Genomic DNA, 19,195 nt, shown 5'->3' with positions numbered 1-19,195 from the left:
CGAGACGTCTCGTCCAATCTGTAGGGCGCAAGGAGGCATCTCAGGGTCAGGGGTGACTCGAAAGGACGCCCTCGGGCCAGGAGTCGGCTCAATCGCGCTGGTAGCGGGCGAGGACGAGGTTCCCGTCCTCCTCCAGACGTTCGCGCAGCTCCGCCGCGTCGATCGCCCCGCTGTAGTACTCCTGGTAGGCCGGGGTGGCGACCTTGTCCTTCCACTCCGGGTAGCCGCGGACCGACTGCGCGGGCGCGGAGCGCAGATGCTCGGCCACGGCGGCGCCGGTCGCCCAGCCGTCCTTCGGGGTGTGGAGCGAGGGGTCGGCGAGGGCCGCGGTCCCGGTGGGCAGCATCCAGTCGCCGCGGGCGAGGCGGACCATGTTCGCCGGCTGGAGGAAGAAGTCGAGGAACCGCGCCGCCTCCTTCTTGTGCGGGCTGTCCTCGGCGAGGGAGAGCGTCTGCGGGCTGACGCCCTGCGCGAGTCCGCTCGCACCGGCGGGCGCGGGCAGGACGATCCACTCGAAGCCCTTCGGCGCCTGCTGGGTGATCTGCTGGCGGTACGAGAAGCCGAGCGGCACCATCGCGTACTTGCCGCCGAAGAATCCCGGCAGCGCGTCGGAGCCGCCGGTGCCGAGCGTCGAACGCGACGCGCTGAGGTCGGTGTTGACCTGGTCGTGGACGGTCCCGGGCACGATCTCGTCCTGCTCGGTGAAGCGGACGGTCACCTTGCCGTCCTTGCCGCGGTGGAAGAGCTGTCCACCGGCCGAGAGGCCCAGGTTGAGGCTGACCGAGACCGGCTCCTTGAGCGGCCAGGCGACCGCGTACCGCCCCTTGCCCATGGCGGCCGTCAGGTCCTTGGCGATCTGCCGGAACTCCTGCCAGCTCCAGGGCCGGTCGGGCGTCGGGAGGCGGACGCCCGAGGACTCCAGGATCCGCTTGTTGGCCATGATCACGCGCGGCTCCTGGAGGAACGGCACGCCGTAGATCCCGCCGCCGAAGGTCGTGGTCTCCCAGCTGCGCGCCGGGATGTCGGCCTTGAGCCGCCCGGGCAGGAGGTCGGTCAGATCGGCCAGATAGCCGCCGTACGCGAAGTCGGCGAGGTCGTCGGAGGCGTCATGGATGATGTCGGGCGCCTCGCCGCCCTCGAAGGAGGTGAGGAGCTGGTCGTGGACGGAGTCCCAGCTGCCCTGGACGTAGTCGACCTGGATGTCGGGGTGGGCCGCGTTCCACTCCGCGACCAGTTCCCTGTTGGCGTCGACGGACTCCTTCTGCCAGGCCAGGGACTGGAACCGCAGCCGTACGGTTCCGTCGTCGGGCTCCTCCCCCGCCGAGCAGCCGGTCAGGAGCAGTGCGACGGCGGCGACGGCGGCCGTGAACGTCCGTACGCGCATCAGGACTTCACCGCCCCGGCCAGCATCCCGCCCGTGATGCGCTTCTGGATGATCGCGAAGATCACGAGCGAGGGGATCGTGGCGAGGAAGGCGGCCGCGGCCAGGGGCCCGAGGTCGGCCACCCCCTCCGCGCCGAGGAAGTGGGTGAGGACGACCGGCAAGGTCTGCTTCTCCGGGGTCTTGAGCAGGACGAGCGCGAAGAAGAACTCGTTCCACGCGGTGATGAAGGCGAAGAGCGCGGTGGCGACGATGCCGGGGGCGAGCAGCGGGGCGGTGACCGAGACGAGCGTACGGAGTCTCCCGGCGCCGTCGACGGCCGCGGCCTCCTCCAGCTCGGCGGGCACGGCCCGGACGTAGCCGGTCAGCATCCAGAGCGCGAACGGCAGCGACCAGACGACGTAGACCAGGACGAGCCCGAGGAGGCTGTTGATCAGGTGGAGGTTCTTCAGGACGAGGAACAGCGGGATGATCACCAGGACGAACGGGAACGCCTGGCTGACCACGACCCAGCCGGTCGCGGCGGTGGAGAGCCGGCCGCGGTGCCGGGCCATCACATAGGCCATGGGCGTCGCGATGACGACGGCGATCAGGGCCGCGGCGAGGGCGGCGATCAGACTGTTCGCGGCGGCCCTGAGCAACGGCTGCTCGTCGAACGCCTGCCGGAAGTTGGCGAGGGTCGGATCTTCGGGGATCCAGGTCGGGTGGAGCGAGCCGAGCTCGGTCGCCGGTTTGAAGGCGGTGGAGATCAGCCAGAGGAACGGGAAGGCGAGGAAGACCAGGTACGCGAGGAGCGCGAGGTACTGGCCGAACCGCGCCGGTCCGCGGGTACGGAGCGTGCTCACCGGTCCTGGTCCCCCTTCAGCCGGCCGACGAGGTAGAGGGCGAGGAGTACGGAGACGACGGCGACCATGACGCAGCCCATCGCGGCGGCGTAGCCGAACTGGCCGTAGCGGAAGGCCTCCTCGTAGGCGAAGAGCATGGGGAGCCGCGTGCGGCCGCCGGGCCCGCCGTTGGTCAGCACGTAGACCAGGGCGAACGAGTTGAAGTTCCAGATGAAGTTGAGAGCCGTGATGGCGAGGGCGACCGGCTTGAGGGCGGGCCAGGTGACGGTACGGAAGCGGCGCCAGGCGCCCGCGCCGTCGAGGGCGGCGGCCTCGTGGAGTTCGTGCGGGGTGTTCTGCAGGCCGGCGAGGAGGGCGACCGTGGTCTGCGGCATTCCGGCCCAGATGCCGACGAGGATCACGGCGGGCAGGGCGGTGGCGAGTCCGGTGAGCCAGTCGCGGCCGTCGCCGAGGCCGAGATCCCGGACGGTCTCGTTGAGGATGCCGGCGTCGGGGTTGTAGACGAGCCGCCACATGATGCCGACGACGACCTCCGGCATGGCCCAGGGGATGATCGCGAGCGCTCTGGCCAGCCAGCGGAAGCGAAGGTTCTGGTTGAGCAGCAGCGCGAGGCCGAGGGCGAGCAGGAACTGCGGGACGGTGACGCCGACGGCCCAGAGCAGGCCGATCCGGAACGAGTCCCAGAAGAGCGTGTCGTGGAGCAGGTCCTGGAAGTTGAGCGTGCCGACCCATCGGGTGGCCTGGGTCCGGCCGGACTGCGCGTCGGTGAAGGCGAGCGCGATGCCGTAGAGCAGGGGGCCGACGCTGAGGACCAGGATGGGCAGGAGCGCGGGCAGTACCAGGAACCAGGCGCCGCGGTCCCTCCCGGCTCCGGGTCTCCTGCCGGCGGCCGCTGTTCCGCCGGACCGCTTCACCGCGGTCGCCACACTCACAGTTCGACCCCTTGTGCGCCTTTTGCCACGCTGAACCGGCCTCAGTCATGGTCCTGACAGGCCGTCGGTCCGTCAAGACAACCTGCGGGGATGCGAGACTTTGGCTGATTCGCAACAGGCATCGGGGACAGCTGGGAGTGACGGATGGACGAGGCGCGGGCACGGGAGATCCTGGCCGCCGCGGGGCTGTCGACGGACGCCGCCGACGGCGCCCCGGGCGGCCGCCCGGACAGGTCCGGCGCGCGGCTCCTCGCCCTCGGGGAGAACGCGGTCTTCGCCCTGGACGAGCTCGTGGTGAAGATCGGCCGGGACGCCGACCTGCTCCCCCGCGCCGAGCGGGAGCTCGCGCTCGCGGACTGGCTGGCGGAGACCGGCATTCCGGCCGTACGGGCGGCGGAGCCGAAGCCCCGTCTGGTCGACGGCCACCCGGTCACCCTCTGGCACCGTCTCCCCGAGGCCGTGCGCCCGGCCGAACCGCGGGACCTGGCGCCCCTGCTGCGGCGGATCCACTCCCTGCCGGAGCCGGAGGGCTTCACCCTGCCGCGCCGCGACCTGCTGGGCGGGGTCGAGCGGTGGCTACGGCTCGCGGGCGACGCCGTCGACCCGGCCGACGCGGCCTTCCTGCGCGAGCGGCGCGACGCCTTCGCCCCCGCGGCCGCCGCGCTCACCCCGCACCTCACGCCCGGCCCGATCCACGGCGACGCCCTCCCCCGCAACGTCCATGTCGGCCCGGACGGGCCCGTCCTGGTCGACCTGGAGACCTTCTCCTCCGATCTGCGCGAACACGACCTGGTGGTGCTCGCCCTCTCCCGCGACCGGTACGGGCTCGACCCCGCCGCCCACGACGCCTTCACCGAGGCGTACGGCTGGGACGTAGGGGAGTGGGAGGGGTGTGCGGTGCTCCGCGGGGCCCGGGAGACCGCGAGCTGCGCCTGGGTCGCCCAGCACGCGCCGACGAACCCCAAGGCTCTGGCCGAATTCGAGCGGCGGGTGGCGTCGCTGCGAGAGGGTGACACCGAGGTGCGGTGGTACCCCTTCTGACCTCAGGGGCCCCACCACGCGAATTCCCACTCACGATCGGGGTGTTGTGATGCGTGTGGAACTGTCCGAGGTGACGCTCGACGTCGAGGTGAGCGGCCAGGGTCCGGCCGTTCTGCTGGTACACGGCTTCCCCGACAGCCACCGTCTCTGGCGCCACCAGGTCCCGGCCCTGACCGCGGCGGGTTACCGGTGCGTCGCTCCCACCCTGCGGGGCTTCGGCGCCTCCGGGCGGCCGGAGGGCGGGGCGGAGGCGTACCACCCGGCCAAGCACGTCGGCGATCTGCTGGAACTGCTCGCCCGGCTGGAGATCGACCGGGTCCATCTCGTCGGGCACGACTGGGGCTCGGGCGTGGTCCAGGGGCTCGCGCAGGCGGCGCCCGAGCGGGTCGCGAGTCTGAGCATCCTGTCGGTCGGGCACTTCGGCGCGATCCGTGACGCGGGCTTCGAGCAGAAGCAGCGGTCCTGGTACATGATCCTTTTCCAGTTCCCGGGGCTCGCCGAGGACTGGCTCGCACGCGACGACTTCGCCAACCTCCGGGAGATGCTGACCGAGCACCCGGACGCGGAGGCGGTCATCGGGCCACTGCGGGAGCCGGGCGCGCTCACCGCGGCCCTGAACATCTACCGGGCGGGCCTGCCCGCCGAGGTCCAGTTCGGTCCAGCCTTCCCTCTCCCGCCGCTGCCGGGCCCCGTCCTGGGCGTCTGGTCCACCGACGACCGCTTCATGACGGAGCAGTCGATGTCGGGCACCGGCAAGCACGTGGACGGCACCTGGCGCTACGAGCGCATGGAGAGCGCGGGCCACTGGCTCCAGCTGGACCGCCCGGACCTGGTCAACAGCCTGCTCCTGGACTTCCTGGCGGAGAACCCGATCGGCTGACGGGCCCGGTCGCGCCGGGAGGTCCGTCAGCCGGCCACCGGCGCGAGTTCGCGCAGCGGCCAGGACGGGTCTACGACCGCCTCCGGGGTGCCCTTGCGGCGCAGGAAGTCCTGGAAGTCCTCGGCCCAGACGCGGTACCAGTCGATCTGGCGCTCGTGAAGCTCCGCCGGAGTCAGAGCGGCCACCCGCGCGTGCCGCTCGGCTATCGCGACCGCCACCCGCACGGCGGCGAGCGCGTCCGCGGCCGCCTGGTGGGCAGCGTCGAGGACGACGCCGTACTCGGCGCAGACCGCTTCCAGGGTCCGCTTCCCCCGTCGGTACCGGTCGACGGCCCGGTCGATCGTGTACGGATCGACGACGGGGCCTATCGGGGCGCCGCCCAGCCGCTCGCTCAGCGAGGGCAGCCCGTGGCGGCGCAGCTCGGCGGAGAGGAGCGTGAGGTCGAACGAGGCGTTGTACGCCACGACCGGGACGCCCTGGGTCCAGTAGCCGGTGAGCGTCTCGGCGATCTCGTCGGCCACCTCGACGACCGGACGGCCCTCGGCGGCCGCCCGCTCGCTGCTGATGCCGTGGATCGCGGACGCCTGCGCCGGGATGCGGATCCCGGGGTCGGCGAGCCAGTCCCGCTGCCGCACCACCCGTCCGCCGTGGACGCCGACGACCGAAGCCGTGACGATCCGCGCCTCCAGCGGTTCGGTGCCGGTCGTCTCCAGGTCGAATCCGACCAGCTCTTCCCCGTGCCAAGCCATCGGGTCCTCCTTACGTGATCTCCCCCGTGGTGCTGAACACCCTCGCACGGGCCACTGACAACGCCCCTCGCGCAGCGAGCCCCGCCCTCAGGAGACCGGGCGGGAGTCGAGCCAGACCGACTCGAACTCCTCGCGATATGTTGCGAAAAGTCCGTATTCACCGTCACGCGCCACCTGCCCGGAACGCACCACGTTCCGGCCGCCCCCGCGCAGCACGAGCACCGGCGCCTCCATCCCCCGCGCCTTCCTCAGATACGACTGGACGACGGCGAGCCCGTCCGGGCCGTCCCCGTCCACCAGGTACGCCGTGAAGCGCGGCGTCTCGTCGAAGACATGGATCTGGAAGGCGTCCGGGTCGCGCAGCCGGGCCCGCACCCGCCGCATGTGGAGGATGTTCATCTCCACCGAGCGGCTCAACTCGCCCTTCTTCAGACCCAGCTCCCGCTCGCGGCGCTTCACGGCACTGCTCGCGGGATTCAGGAACAGCAGGCGTATGCGGCAGCCGGACTCGGCGAGCCGCACCAGCCGCCGCCCGGAGAAGTTCTGTACGAGGAGGTTCAGGCCTATGCCCGTGGCGTCGAGGCGACGCGCCCCGCCGAAGAGGTCCTCGGCCGGCAGCTGGCGCTGCAGCCGCACCCGGTCGGGGTGGACGGAGACCACGTCCGCGTACCGGTCGCCCACCAGGTCCTCGACCGCGTCGACCGGCAGCCGGTCGGCGGACGGCACGCCCGCCCCGCTGCCGAGGATCTCCAGGAGCCGCGCGGACGCGCGTTCGGACTGAGCGAGGACGGTGCTCGACAGGGCTCGGTTGCGGGAGACGACGTTGCGTGTCACCTCCAGCTCGTCCAGGGCGAGTTCGACCTCGCGCCGGTCGTCGAAGTACGGCTCGAAGCACGGCCAGTGCTGCACCATCAGCTCCCGCAGCTGCGGGAGCGTGAGGAAGCTGAGGACGTTGTCGTCGGCAGGGTCGAGGAGGTAGCCCTTGCGCCGCGAGACCTCACGGACGGCGACGGCCCTCTGCACCCACTCCTGCCCCGCGGGCCCCGCCGCGGCCACGACCCAGTCCTCGCCGTGCACCGGTTCGTACACGGGCCGCAGCACGGCGGCCACCACGGCACGGAGCCGCTGCTCGACGAGATTCAGCCAGATATAGGCCCGCCCGGCCCGCTGGGCGCGGGTGCGCACCTCGCTCCAGGCCTCGGCGCCCCAGTCGAGCTCCGCCCCGATCTCCATCGGCCTGGCGACGGAGACCGCTCCGGGCGGTACGTCCACGGGGTCGGGCGAACCCCCCTCGTGACCCGCGTCACCTGGGGGCAGCTCCAGACCTCCCGAGCTCACCCGCGCACCGCCTTCTGCTGTTGGACGCCCGATCCCACCGTCTGTCGACGATCAAGGAAGGGTACTCCCCGAGCGGGAGGCGGTGCAGCAGGATCGGCAGGCTGCTTGCTCAACTCCCCCCGATCCGAGCGTCGTTCCGCTCGACGTGATGGACCGGAGTGAGCGGATTCATACCGGTGAGGCCCCTGCGCGCGCGTACGCGTCCCCGCCGGAGGAGCACCCGCGGGCACGGGACCCCGTCCGGGGCGGTGGGGTGGAACCCCAGGTTGACCGGGAGGCGGGCAGGGGCGGCGAGCTCGCCGTAAACCTTCGACACGTCACACATCCGAGCCGAGTTCGAACACATTACCGATGAACGCGCACCCGGCAGGGCCGGGGCGAAGTCCTAGGACGTCGCCCCACTTTCGGGCAGGATCTGGCCGGAGTGCACCCCCACACCCGGATCAGAATGGAAGAGTCTTACCTATGCAGGTCTGGCCGGGACAGGCGTATCCCCTGGGCGCCACCTACGACGGCGCCGGAACCAATTTCGCGGTCTTCTCGGAGGCCGCCCACAGGATCGAGCTGTGTCTGATCCATGACGACGGCTCGGAGACGGCGGTGGAGCTGCGCGAGACGGACGCCTTCGTCCGGCACGCCTATCTGCCGGGAGTGATGCCGGGTCAGCGCTACGGGTTCCGGGTCCACGGTCCCTACGCGCCGGAGCACGGGCAGCGCTGCAACTCGGCGAAGCTGCTCCTGGACCCCTATGCCCGTGCGGTCTCGGGTTCGATCGGCTGGGGCGAGGCGGTGTACGGCTACCATTTCGGGCGGCCTGACTCCCGCAACGACCTCGACTCGGCGCCGCACATGATGACCTCGGTCGTGGTGAACCCCTACTTCGACTGGGGCGACGACCGGCGCCCCCGCACCGACTACCACCGGACGGTGATCTACGAGGCCCATGTGAAGGGCCTGACCATGCTCCACCCGGAGCTGCCGGAGGAGCTGCGCGGGACGTACGCGGGGCTGGCGCACCCGGCGGTGATCGGACATCTGAAGGAACTGGGCGTCACTGCGCTCGAATTGATGCCGGTGCACCAGTTCGTCAACGACCACCGGCTGGTGGACGCGGGGCTGTCCAACTACTGGGGCTACAACACGATCGGCTTCTTCGCCCCGCACAACGCCTACGCCTCCTGGGGCGACCGGGGCCAGCAGGTCCTGGAGTTCAAGTCGGCGGTACGGGCCCTGCACCAGGCGGGGATCGAGGTCATCCTCGACGTCGTCTACAACCACACGGCCGAGGGCAACCACCTGGGCCCCACCCTCTCCTTCCGTGGCCTGGACAACCCCTCGTACTACCGCCTCGCGAACGACCAGCGCTACTACACGGACACCACCGGCACCGGGAACTCGCTGCTCATGCGCTCGCCGCACGTGCTGCAGCTGATCATGGACAGCCTCCGGTACTGGGTGACGGAGATGCACGTCGACGGCTTCCGCTTCGATCTAGCGGCGACACTGGCCCGCCAGTTCCACGAGGTGGACCGGCTGTCGTCCTTCTTCGACCTGGTGCAGCAGGACCCGGTGGTCAGCCAGGTCAAGCTGATCGCCGAGCCGTGGGACGTCGGCGAGGGCGGCTACCAGGTGGGCAACTTCCCCCCGCTGTGGACCGAATGGAACGGCAAGTACCGGGACTGCGTACGCGACTTGTGGCGGGGCGAGCCGCGCACGCTCGCCGAGTTCGCGTCCCGGCTCACCGGCTCGTCCGACCTGTACCAGGACGACGGCCGCCGGCCGCTGGCCTCGGTCAACTTCGTCACCTGCCACGACGGCTTCACGCTGCGCGACCTCGTCAGCTACGACGGCAAGCACAACGAGGCAAACGGGGAGGGCAACCGGGACGGCGAGAGCTACAACCGGTCCTGGAACTGCGGGGCCGAGGGCGACACGGACGACATCGGGATCCGGGAGCTGCGGGCCCGGCAGATGCGGAACTTCCTCGCGACGCTGATGCTCTCGCAGGGCGTGCCGATGCTCAGCCACGGCGACGAGTTCGGCCGGACGCAGGGCGGCAACAACAACGCGTACTGCCAGGACAACGAGGTGTCGTGGGTGCGCTGGCCCGAGCCGGGCGCCTCGGAGGAGGGCACCCTGCTGGAGTTCACCCGGGCGATGGTCCGGCTCCGGCGGGACCATCCGGTCTTCCGGCGCCGCCGCTTCTTCCACGGGCGTCCGGTGGAGGGCACGCACGACGAGCTGACCGACATCGCCTGGTTCACCCCCGAGGGTGAGGAGATGACGGCCCGGGACTGGCAGGCGGCGCACGCGCAGGCGCTGTCGGTCTTCCTGAACGGCAACGCGATCTCGGAGCCGGGGCTGCAGGGGGAGCGGATCGCGGACGACTCGTTCCTGCTGATGTTCAACGCCTCGGCGCAGGAGCTCGATTTCGAGGTCCCGATCAACCACGGCGAGAGCTGGCGGGTGGTCGTCGACACCTCCCACCCGGAGGGCATCCCACCCCAGGAGGGGCCCAAGGTCGCGGCCGGTGAACGGGTGACGCTGGCGCCGTTGAGCCTGACGGTACTGAAGCGGCCCGCGTAGCCGGGAACGGCGGATCGGTGCCGGGCGGGGGTCGTACGGCCCCCGCCCGGCACCTCTGTCGGGCCTGCACGCCGGTCGTCAGACGTTCACACCGGCTTCCGTCACGGCCGGACGGGGACCGGCCGCCGGAAGCCGGGTGCGCACAGACCAGGACAGGACCGCGCACAGGACCGCCGCCGCGACCATCACCGTGAAGGCCGCGCCCGGGCCGTGACGTTCCGCCAGGTTCCCCGCGAGCGCCAGGGCCAGCGCCTGACCGCCGACGATGCCGCTCGTCAGGAAGGCCATGGACTCGGCGAGCCGGGTCGCCGGGACCGTCCGTTCGGTGAGGCCGAAGACCGTGATCAGGTGGGGCGCGTAGGCCGCGCCGAGGACGACGACGACCGCGTACAGCGCCACGAGCGAGTCGACGAACAGCAGGGGCACGGAGAGCACGACCAGCGCGGCGGTGGCGGTCCGCCAGCGGGTCGGCAGGCCGATCCGCGCCGGGACGGCGGCCATCGAGAGGCCGACGGCCGCGCTCATCACGCCCATGGCCGCGTAGACGAGCCCCGCCTGCGCGGGCGCCCCGAGCCTCTCGGTGAGCGCGGTGATGCCGGCCTGGGACGCCCCGAACATGGCGCCCTGCAGCACCATCGTGATCCGGAGGGCGTACGCGGACCTCGGCAGCCGAGCCCGTTCGGCGGCGCCCGTACGAGTGGTGACGGCCGTGTCTCCGCCCTCGGCCACGCGCGCGGACGGGTGCAGCGCGAACGCCGTGCCGCAGGTCGCGAGGAGGGCCGAGGCGGTCAGGAGCGCCGCCGCCGGGTGGGTGAGGGCGGCGGCGAGGCCCACCAGGGCCGGGCCCAGGACGAAGGACACCTCGTCGAGGGTGCCTTCGAACGAGAGGACCGTGCCGACCAGCCGGTCGTCGGCGCCGGAGCGCCGGGCCAGGGCGACCGAACGGGTCCGGGCGAGCGGTCCGACCTGGGGCACGGTCGCGCCGGCGAGCGCGCCGAGGGCTGTCAGCCAACCGGTCGCCGCGTGCGCGAGCGCCGCGAGGACCAGTGCGGCGACGGCGACCGCGTTGGCGAGGGACGCCGCCAGGACCACCCCGCGCTGTCCGCGCCGGTCGGCGAGCCTGCCGATGACCGGCCCCGCGACCGTCTGCCCCGCCGCGAGCGCACCGCCCGCGAGCCCCGCCGTCGGCAGGGATCCGCTCGTCTCGGCGACCAGGATCAGGCTGCCGAGCTGACACATGGCGGTGGGCAGCCGCCCCAGGAACGAGACGACCGGCAGCACCGGCCCGAGCAGGGACAAGGTGTCGCGATACATACGGAGCATCGCCTGAACGTAACGCGATGCACCCGAACGGACGCATGAGGCGATGACACAGAAGGCTCCGAGCCGGGTACGTACGTTCGCATGACGTCCTCGCTCCCGTTCCCGCCCACCGCCCGGACCGTCCCCACCGCCACCTATCGGCTCCAGCTCCAGCCGGAGTTCCCGTTCGCGGCCGCCGAGCGGGCCGTCCCGTATCTCGCCGGACTCGGGGTGTCCCACCTCCATCTCTCCCCTGTCCTGGAGGCCGTGCCCGGCTCGACGCACGGCTACGACGTGACCGACCACCGTGCGATCCGCGCCGAGCTGGGCGGCGAGGAGGGGCTGCGGGCCCTGGCAGCCACCGCCCGGGCGCACGGCCTCGGCCTGGTCGTGGACCTGGTGCCCAACCACATGGCCGCTTCGCCCACGCACAATCGCGCGCTGCGCGAGGTGCTCCGCGAGGGTCCCCGGTCGCCGTACGCCCGCTGGTTCGACATCGACTGGGAGGCGGGGGACGGCCGGCTCCTGCTGCCCGTGCTGCCGGACCGGCTCCCGGAGGTACGGGAGCGGATGCGGGTCGCCGACGGCGCACTGCACCTGGACGGCCAGGCCTTCCCGCTCCGCGCGGGTACGGAGGGGCTGCCTCTGTCCGAGCTGCTCGACGCCCAGTGGTACCGGCTCGCCTGGTGGCGGCTGGCCCGTACGGAGCTCAACTACCGCCGCTTCTTCACCATTTCGGAGTTGATCGGGGTGCGCGTCGAGGACCCCGAGGTCTTCGACGCGACACACGGCACGATCGTGAGGCTGGTCGGGGACGGGGTGATCGAGGGGCTGCGGATCGACCATCCGGACGGGCTCGCCGATCCCGAGGGGTATCTGCGGCGCCTGCGGGAGGCGACCGGCGGACGGTGCTGGACGGTCGTGGAGAAGATCCTCACCGGCCCGGAGCCGCTGCCGTCCACCTGGCAGGTCGCCGGCACCACCGGCTACGACGCGCTGCGACAGGTGGACGGCGTCTTCGTGGACGGTGTGGGAGCGGCCGAACTCGCCGATGTCTACCGGACGTTCGCGGGTCGCGCGGCGGACCGGGGCGGCGCCTGGGAGGCGACGGCCCGCCGGGCCGCGTACGAGGTGGTGACACACGATCTGGCGGCGGAGACCGCCGCGCTGACACGGATCGCGGAGCGGATCTGCGCCGCCGATCCCGGCCTGCGCGACCACGCCCCCTGGGCTCTGACGACCGCGATCCGTGAACTCCTCGTCCGTGTCCCGGTCTACCGCTACTACCAGGTGGGCGACGAGACGGTGCTGACCCCCGAGGCCGCCCGGGGCGCGACCGCCGCATTCGCCGTGCCGGAGGAGGCCGCGGCCGTCGACACCGTGCGCGACCTGGCGCTGGGGCGGCTCGGCGACGGCCCCGAACACCGTTCGTTCCGGGACCGTTTCGCGCAGACCTCCTCGGCGCTGCGCGCCAAGTCCGTGGAGGACACCGCCTTCTACCGCTACACCCCGCTCCTGTCGGCGAACGAGGTGGGCGGCGACCCCGGGCGTCCCGCGATCGCGCCCGAGGACTTCCACGCGTACTGCCTGCGGCTCTCCCGGGACTGGCCCGCGACCGGGACCGTGCTGTCCACGCACGACACCAAGCGCAGCGCGGACATCCGGGCCGGGATCGCGGTCCTCTCCCAATGTCCGTCCGTGTGGCTGGAGTTGCTGGAGGAGGTGGCCGGCGTTCCGGCGCCGGATCCGCACCTGGCGTGGACGGCGTGGCAGACCGCGTTCGGCTTCGGCACACCGGACCCGGTGCGGCTCGGCCCCGCGGTCCTGAAGTCGGTACGGGAGGCGGGGCTGCACACGAGCTGGACGGAGCCGGACCCGGCGTACGAGCGGGCGGTCACCGAGTTCGTGGCGGCCGGACCCGGCCGGATTCCGCTCCGGGCGGCCTCGGAGGCGGCGTTCGCCCTGGAGCCGCACATCCGGGCCCACCAGCTGGGGGCGACGCTGGTCCAGCTGACGATGCCGGGGGTGCCGGAGCTCTACCAGGGGACGGAGCGGGAGTACCGGGCACTGGTCGACCCGGACAACCGGGTGCCCTTCGCGGCCGGCGAGGACGACGAGAAGACGGCGGTGGTCCGCGCGGCGCTCGCGCTGCGACGGTTGCACCCCGAGGCCTTCGCCGCGCCCGACTCGTACATCCCGCTGACGGTGACCGGGACCGCGGCGCCGCACTGTCTGGCCTTCGCCCGCGGCGAGGGGTCGTCGGCGGAGGCGGTCACCGCGGTCACGCGGCTGCCGCTGCGGCTGGCGGAGACGGGCGGCTGGCAGGACACGGAGCTGATCCTGCCGCCCGGCACCTGGTTCGATCTCCTCGACGGCGTACGGCGGTTCACCGGCGGGGCGGTGAAGCCTGCCGAGCTCTTCGACGCGCGTCCGGTGGCGCTCCTGGGCCGCAGCCCCGCGCGGGAGGAGTGAGCCGGACCGCTACGGCGGTCAGCCGCCGGGACGGACGAGCAGGCTCCGTGGGGCGCGGTTGATCAGGCCGGTCCGCTCCGGCCGGAAGCCGTGGGCGAGCCGCAGCCGGGGCATGGCTTCGAGGAGCGCCCGCACGGAGTACTCGGCTTCGAGCCCCGCGAGCAGGACGGCGGGGCACGCGCCGCTGCCGTAGGTCAGCTGGCCCGGGTCGTCGCGCAGCGGGTCGTAGCGGTCGGGGTCCCGGAAGCGTTCCGGGTCCCGGCAGGCGGCTCCGATGAGCAGGGCCACGGGCTCCCCCGCCGGGATCGTGCCGCCGCTGACGCGCACCTCGGCGGCGGTGCGGCGGACGGCGATCTGCACGGACGGGTCGTGGCGGAGGGACTCGGTCCAGGCGCGGGCGATCTCTTCCGAGGGCGCGTCGCGCAGCTCCCTCGCGCGCTCCGGGTCGGCGAGGACGTGGGCGAGGAAGGAGGCGAGGGCCTTCTCCCGTACGGAGATCTGGCTGGTGCACTGGCCGGCGAGCGCGGAGGCGGCGCGGCCGCGGACCAGGCGCATCATGTCCCGGTAGGGCACACCGACGGCGGCGGCGACGGTACCGGCGGGAAGCCAGTGGCAGAAGTCCGCGACCAGGTCCGCGTTCGGCCGGTCGGCGATCCGGCGGGCGAGGACATGGGCGGTGCGCGCGGTGACGCTGCGCAGCTCGGCCTCGTCGACGTCGACGTGCGTCTGGGCGCAGGGCGGGTCGCCGGGCCGGTGGCCGTGGGTGAAACGGGTGTCGGTGAGGGCGGTGGCCACGTCCGCGTACCGGCTGAGGACCCAGGCGCGCAGCAGCGGGTCGAAGGTGAGCGGGAACTCCTCGCGCAGCACCCGGTGGACGCGGTACGGGTCCCGGGTGGCGCCCGGGTCGAGGGGGCTGGGCGCGACGGTGCGGCTCCGCGACGGCCCGGCGGGGGGCTGCGCGGTCGCCCGCGCGCGTCCGCCGGGCGCCTCCGCACGGGCGCGCGGTGCGGGCCCCGGTTCCATGGGCGGCAGCTTCGCCCAGGCGTGACGCCGTATCCCCGAGTTCGACTCGTCGCTCATCGCGTCCCCTGTCGGTCCACCGTGAGTGCGTCTCCCCACCCCACCACCGAGTGGGCCCCGTCGCAGCCCGCATACCGCCGTACGGGTGAATTCGGCCTCACCGCCCGGTGAGGCGAGCGACCAGCAGGGCGATGTCGTCGTCGGCCGAGCCCGGCACGAGCATCGTGAGGAGGCTGTCGCACAGTCCGGTCAGGGACGGGTGTGGTTGGGCGAGGAGATGGACGAGTTCGGCGAGGCGTTCGTCGATGTCGCTGCCTCGGGACTCGATGAGGCCGTCCGTGTACAGGACGAGAACGCTGCCCGGTTCCAGGGTGGTCTCGCTGGTGGTGAAGCGCGTGCCGCCCACGCCGAGCGGGGCGCCGGGCGGCAGGTCCAGGAGGGCGGCGGTGCCGTCGGGGCCGACCACGGCGGGCGGCGGGTGGCCGGCGCGGACGACGCGGCAGCGGCCGGTCGCCACGTCGATCACGGCGTAGAGGAACGTGGCGAGCATCGGCTCCGCGAGGTCGTCGAGCGCCGCCTCCAACTGGTGGAGCAGTTCCTCGGGTTCGAGGTCGAGCCTGGCGAGCGCCCGGACGCTGGCGGAGAGCCGTCCCATCACCGCGGCTGCCGGGGTGCCGTGGCCCATGACGTCGCCGATCAGCAGGGCCACCTTCCCGTCCGGCAGGCTGAGCACGTCGTACCAGTCGCCGCCGACCTCGTTGACATCGCTCGCCGGCAGGTACCGGTGGGCGACTTCGATCCCCGGCGGCGGGGTGATGTGCTGGGGAAGCATGCTCCGTTGCAGGGTCAGGGCGGTGTCGTGTTCGCGGTGGTAGAGCCGCGCGTTGTCGATGCTGAGGGCAGCCCGGGTGGCGAGCTCGCCGACCAGACTCACGTCGTCGGACGTGAACGGGCCGACCGGACGGGTCCGGTAGAAGGTCGCCACGCCGAGTACCAGGTCCCGCGCGAAGAGCGGAACCATCATGAACGAGTGCACGCCGAGACGCAGCAGCTGCGCGGGCCTGTTCGTATGGCGGGCGGCAGGGGCGATGGCCGCCTCGTCGAGGACGGCCAGCAGGAAGGGCTGACGTCTGGCGAGGGTCTGGGTGTAGGGCGCGGCGCCGGGGAATTCGAGGGTGCGGCCCAGCGGGGCGAGGACGTCGGTGACCGCGGATCCGGTCAGCGGGGCCTTGCCCAGGCGGCGCAGGGCGACACCGCCGGTCAGGCCCATGCCGGGGTCGTCGCCCCGGGCGAGGGAGTCCAGGACGTCGACGGTGACCGCGTCGGCGAGGCCGGGAACGGCGAGATCGGCGAGCTCCTGGGCGGTGCGCTCCAGATCCAGACTGGAGCCCATCCGGACGGACGCCTCGCTCAGGAGGGCGAGCCTGCGCCGCCCCGCCTCGGCCTCGGTGTGGGCGCGCTGCTGGTCGGTGATGTCGAGCAGGGAGGCGATGACTCCGATCGGCCGGCCCGCCGGGTCCTCCACGCGCACGTAGGAGCATGACCACACCCGGTCCCGGTCGCGGCCGGCCGGGGTGCGGCCGATGCGGCGGCGGTCCAGGACCGGCTCCCCGCTGTCCAGGACCTGCCGCATCGCCGCCTCCATGTCCTCGGCGTTCACCTGGGGCAGCAGCTCGGACAGGCGCCGGCCGACATGAGCCGACTCCGACAGGCCGTTCATCCTCTCCAGAGCCCGGTTGACGCGCAGGAACCGCAGCTGGGTGTCCAGGACGGCGATGCCCACCGGAGAACGTGCGAACAGCCCGTCCCAGACGGCCGACGATCCCCGGATCCGCCGTGCGGCGTGGGCCTCGGCGGCGAAGAGCAGGACCGCGGAGGCGTCGTCGTGCCGGTCGGGGACGGGGCTCGCCCAGATCTCGACCTCCACCGGGTGCCCGTCGCGGTGCCAGGCGGTGACCGTGCCCATGACCCCGCGCCCGCCGGCGGCTGCCTCCCACAGGGACCGGCCGAGACTCCTGTCCGCGCCCGGGTGCAGCAGCTCGGCGATGTGCCGTCCGATCACCTGCTGCGGCTTGAAGCCGAGCAGCTCTTCGGCAGCCCGGTTCCAGCGCACGATCGTCCCGTCGGCACTGGTGGCCACCTGTGCCACGGGCAGCGCGCCCAGCCAGCCTCCGGCGTTCTGGGCCGCGCCGCTGACGAGCGCCTCGACCGGGTTCGGCTCGCTCATCCCGCGCCTCTCCGTGGAGCGCGCTCGCCCCGCACCGTTCTGTGGAGAGGGCTGCGCGTCCTCCACGCTGTCCATGGTCACACCGGCGGCCCCGGACCGCTCTCGCACACCTGCCCGCGATCACCGCACGAGGCCGGCCGGTCACTCTCCGAGGTGCGCCCGCACGAAGGTGCCCGGGGCGCGGACGAGGACCTTCCCCTCCGCCACCGCGCTGGGCGGCGGCGTCGGCACCGACGCCCCGGCCGGCCGCTTCGGCCACCACACGCGGTCGCCGAGCAGGGCCATCGCCGACGGGAGGATCACCGCGCGGAGCACGATGGCGTCGAAGAGGACCGCGACCGTCAGACCCACCGCGATCTGCTTCATCTCGACACGGTCGATGAAGAGGAAGCCGGCGAAGACCGAGACCATGATCACCGCCGCACTCGTCACCACGCCCGCCGAACCGGCGATCCCGTCGACGACCGCCTCCCTGGTCGGCACACCCCGCCGAGCGGCCTCCCGGATCCGGCTCACGACGAAGATCTGGTAGTCCGTGGAGAGTCCCACCAGGATCGCGAAGACCATCAGCGGTGTACGGGAGCCGACGAAGCCCAGCGACTCGAAGCCCAGCAGACCCTCCGCCCACGTCCCCTGGAAGACCAGGGTGAGCACGCCCCAGGCGACGAGGACCGCAGCCAGGTTGAGGACCGTGCCGAGCGCCGCCGCCACCACCGAGCGGAACGCGCCGTACATGATCGCCAGCGTCGCGAGCGAGACGAAGAGGATCACCCAGGGAAGCCGCCGCTCCTGGTGCGCCGCGTAGTCGGCACCCGCCGCGATCTCTCCCGAGACGGCCCACTGGAGCCCGGGCGTGCCGTCGACGGCGGCCGGCAGCAGGCGGTCGCGGACCTGGGCCAGCGACCGGGCGGCCTCGGGCGAGTTCGCCGCGTACGGGACGGGCAGCGCGAGCAGCGCCGTACGCCCGTCCTCCGCGATCCGTACGACCGGCGCCCTGTCCTGCGCGAAGAGTGCGTCGCCGCGCGTCGCCGCGCCCAGCTTCCGCAGGGGCGCGGCCGGATCCTCACCCCGTACGAGTACGAGATGCGCGGGCCCCTCGGACGGGAAGGCCCGCACGAGCCGGTCGTACGCGGCGACGGCCGGGACGCTGTCGGGGAACGTCTCCTTGCCTTCGGTGCCGAGCCGCATGCCCAGCGCGGGCGCGGCCAGCGCGACGGTCGCGGCGACGCCCGCCAGCAGCGCCACGAGCGGGCGGCGCACGACCGGGCGCAGCAGCGCCGCCCACACGCGCCCTTCGCCGCCCCCGCGACGGCGGCGGGCGAGCCGGCCGCCGTCCGTCCGGTGGCCGAGCGCGGCGAGCAGCGCGGGCAGTACGGTCAGCGAGCCACCGACCGCCACCAGCGTCACGAGGATGGCCCCCGTGGCGATCGACGAGAAGATCACGTCCCCGACGAGGTAGAGCCCCGCGAGGGAGAGCGCCACGGCGAACCCGGAGTCGACGACGGCGCGCCCCGAGGTCGCCGCGGCAAGCTCGACGGCCCGGGCGTGCGAGAGCGTGCCGCCGGAGCGCTCGCGCTCCTCACGGGCCCGCTTGAGATAGAAGAGCGAGTAGTCGACGCCGACCGCCATGCCCATCATGAAGATGACGCTGAGCGCCGCGCCGCCCGCGTCCGGGAAGACCCAGGAGGCGATCCCGTACAGACCGACCGCGCCGGCGAAGGAGAAGAGCGCGAGGAGGACGGGGATTGCGGCGGCGAGGACCGCGCCGAAGACGACCAGGAGGATGAGGAAGGTGGCCGGGAGGCTGATCATCTCGGTCCGCCGGAGCTCCTGGCCCTGCCGGTCGTTGACCGCGACGGACACGGAGGCGCTGCCGGTCTGTTCGATCGTCAGACCGGGGTGGTTGCGCCGGACCTCTGCGGTCTGTGCGAGGAGCGACTCGACGTCCTTCTTCGCGGTCTCCCGGTCGCCGCGCAGGGTGACCGCCACCCGTACCGCCTCGCCGCCGCGCGAGGCGACCGGCGCGTCGACCTTCTCGACGGCCGGGAGCGCCTCCATCCGCCGGCGGATCTCCCCGGCGGCGGCCGAGGGTTCGTCCCCGGCCGTCCGGGCCGTGCGCTCGATCAGCACCTGCTCGACCGGCGGCGGGGTCAGTCCGCTGCCCGAGGCCATCGCCTCCGCCCGGCCCGCCTCACCGATCCAGAAGTCGGCGAACGTCCCCTTGTTCGTGCCCACGACCGCCCCGGCGCCGATGCAGACGGCGAGGAGGAGCACCCAGCCGGCGATCGCCTTCCCCGGGTGCGTCGCACACCACCGGGCGGTCCGGACCGTGACCGGCACCGTGCCGCCCTGGGCCCTCGATGCTGTGGGGGGCTGCTGACCTGTTCTTCTCATGGTGGTCAGCCTCCCGTCGGAGGTGCCG

At 72.7% G+C, this 19,195-nt stretch carries 13 protein-coding genes; 4 read left to right on the top strand and 9 right to left on the bottom strand.

What is annotated here, in order from left to right; all coding sequences use genetic code 11:
- Positions 1–88: 88 nt before the first annotated feature.
- Genes ACF1G2_RS32585 through ACF1G2_RS32575 form a run of 3 tightly spaced genes read right to left on the bottom strand, consistent with a single transcriptional unit; the run spans position 89 to position 3,152 of the window.
- Complete coding sequence (locus ACF1G2_RS32585; protein ID WP_391801757.1) at positions 89–1,384, bottom strand: ABC transporter substrate-binding protein; 1,296 nt, start codon at positions 1,382–1,384, stop codon at positions 89–91.
- On the bottom strand, positions 1,384–2,226 hold the full coding sequence (locus tag ACF1G2_RS32580; RefSeq protein ID WP_391801756.1) for a carbohydrate ABC transporter permease: 843 nt from the start codon (positions 2,224–2,226) through the stop codon (positions 1,384–1,386). The genes ACF1G2_RS32585 and ACF1G2_RS32580 overlap by 1 nt, the downstream gene beginning before the upstream one ends.
- Entirely contained in the window at positions 2,223–3,152 is a 930-nt protein-coding gene (locus ACF1G2_RS32575) for a carbohydrate ABC transporter permease (RefSeq protein ID WP_391801773.1), read from the bottom strand. Before ACF1G2_RS32575 ends, ACF1G2_RS32580 begins: the two co-directional genes overlap by 4 nt.
- A gap of 150 nt (positions 3,153–3,302) precedes the next feature.
- On the opposite strand from ACF1G2_RS32575, the gene ACF1G2_RS32570 reads away from it, so the two are divergent.
- On the top strand, positions 3,303–4,199 hold the full coding sequence (locus ACF1G2_RS32570; RefSeq protein WP_391801755.1) for a phosphotransferase enzyme family protein: 897 nt from the start codon (positions 3,303–3,305) through the stop codon (positions 4,197–4,199).
- A 49-nt stretch (positions 4,200–4,248) separates the two neighbouring features.
- Positions 4,249–5,079, top strand: a complete 831-nt coding sequence (locus ACF1G2_RS32565; protein WP_391801754.1) for an alpha/beta fold hydrolase — start codon at positions 4,249–4,251, stop codon at positions 5,077–5,079.
- A 26-nt stretch (positions 5,080–5,105) separates the two neighbouring features.
- Here the strand turns inward: ACF1G2_RS32565 and ACF1G2_RS32560 are convergent, their stop codons facing one another.
- Positions 5,106–5,828 carry a 3'-5' exonuclease gene (locus tag ACF1G2_RS32560; RefSeq protein ID WP_391801753.1) on the bottom strand — a complete coding sequence of 241 codons (723 nt, stop codon included), beginning with the start codon at positions 5,826–5,828 and terminating at the stop codon, positions 5,106–5,108.
- 87 nt (positions 5,829–5,915) lie between these two features.
- Complete coding sequence (locus ACF1G2_RS32555) at positions 5,916–7,166, bottom strand: SAV2148 family HEPN domain-containing protein (protein ID WP_391801752.1); 1,251 nt, start codon at positions 7,164–7,166, stop codon at positions 5,916–5,918.
- 465 nt (positions 7,167–7,631) lie between these two features.
- On the opposite strand from ACF1G2_RS32555, the gene glgX reads away from it, so the two are divergent.
- Entirely contained in the window at positions 7,632–9,752 is a 2,121-nt protein-coding gene (gene glgX / locus ACF1G2_RS32550; protein WP_391801751.1) for a glycogen debranching protein GlgX, read from the top strand.
- Between the two features lie 78 nt (positions 9,753–9,830).
- On the opposite strand, the gene ACF1G2_RS32545 is transcribed toward glgX, so the two are convergent.
- Positions 9,831–11,066 (bottom strand): MFS transporter, encoded by a 1,236-nt coding sequence (locus ACF1G2_RS32545; RefSeq protein ID WP_391801772.1) that lies wholly within the window; start codon positions 11,064–11,066, stop codon positions 9,831–9,833.
- Positions 11,067–11,156: 90 nt separating this feature from the next.
- On the opposite strand from ACF1G2_RS32545, the gene treY reads away from it, so the two are divergent.
- Positions 11,157–13,526: a malto-oligosyltrehalose synthase gene (gene treY / locus ACF1G2_RS32540; RefSeq protein WP_391801750.1), complete on the top strand. Its 2,370-nt coding sequence runs from the start codon at positions 11,157–11,159 to the stop codon at positions 13,524–13,526.
- Positions 13,527–13,544: 18 nt separating this feature from the next.
- Here the strand turns inward: treY and ACF1G2_RS32535 are convergent, their stop codons facing one another.
- From ACF1G2_RS32535 to ACF1G2_RS32525, 3 genes are all read right to left on the bottom strand, one after another.
- Positions 13,545–14,606, bottom strand: coding sequence for a cytochrome P450 (locus tag ACF1G2_RS32535; RefSeq protein WP_391801749.1), 1,062 nt, complete (start codon positions 14,604–14,606; stop codon positions 13,545–13,547).
- Between the two features lie 97 nt (positions 14,607–14,703).
- Positions 14,704–16,773, bottom strand: a complete 2,070-nt coding sequence (locus ACF1G2_RS32530) for a SpoIIE family protein phosphatase (protein ID WP_391801748.1) — start codon at positions 16,771–16,773, stop codon at positions 14,704–14,706.
- Positions 16,774–16,914: 141 nt separating this feature from the next.
- Positions 16,915–19,167 carry an MMPL family transporter gene (locus ACF1G2_RS32525; protein ID WP_391801747.1) on the bottom strand — a complete coding sequence of 751 codons (2,253 nt, stop codon included), beginning with the start codon at positions 19,165–19,167 and terminating at the stop codon, positions 16,915–16,917.
- Positions 19,168–19,195: the final 28 nt, after the last annotated feature.

It is taken from the genome of Streptomyces sp. NPDC013457 (assembly GCF_043089925.1).
Taxonomy (GTDB): domain Bacteria; phylum Actinomycetota; class Actinomycetes; order Streptomycetales; family Streptomycetaceae; genus Streptomyces.
Note: the sequence above shows the minus strand (reverse complement) of the source record. Positions and strands in the feature narration are given on the sequence as shown.

Bases quoted from the DNA above. Each gene is read 5' to 3' on its own strand.
- ACF1G2_RS32585 (WP_391801757.1), bottom strand. From the start codon at position 1,384: ATGCGCGTACGGACGTTCACGGCCGCCGTCGCCGCCGTCGCACTGCTC.
- ACF1G2_RS32570 (WP_391801755.1), top strand. From the start codon at position 3,303: ATGGACGAGGCGCGGGCACGGGAGATCCTGGCCGCCGCGGGGCTGTCG.
- ACF1G2_RS32565 (WP_391801754.1), top strand. From the start codon at position 4,249: ATGCGTGTGGAACTGTCCGAGGTGACGCTCGACGTCGAGGTGAGCGGC.
- ACF1G2_RS32560 (WP_391801753.1), bottom strand. From the start codon at position 5,828: ATGGCTTGGCACGGGGAAGAGCTGGTCGGATTCGACCTGGAGACGACC.
- glgX (WP_391801751.1), top strand. From the start codon at position 7,632: ATGCAGGTCTGGCCGGGACAGGCGTATCCCCTGGGCGCCACCTACGAC.
- ACF1G2_RS32545 (WP_391801772.1), bottom strand. From the start codon at position 11,066: ATGTATCGCGACACCTTGTCCCTGCTCGGGCCGGTGCTGCCGGTCGTC.
- treY (WP_391801750.1), top strand. From the start codon at position 11,157: ATGACGTCCTCGCTCCCGTTCCCGCCCACCGCCCGGACCGTCCCCACC.
- ACF1G2_RS32535 (WP_391801749.1), bottom strand. From the start codon at position 14,606: ATGAGCGACGAGTCGAACTCGGGGATACGGCGTCACGCCTGGGCGAAG.
- ACF1G2_RS32530 (WP_391801748.1), bottom strand. From the start codon at position 16,773: ATGAGCGAGCCGAACCCGGTCGAGGCGCTCGTCAGCGGCGCGGCCCAG.
- ACF1G2_RS32525 (WP_391801747.1), bottom strand. From the start codon at position 19,167: ATGAGAAGAACAGGTCAGCAGCCCCCCACAGCATCGAGGGCCCAGGGC.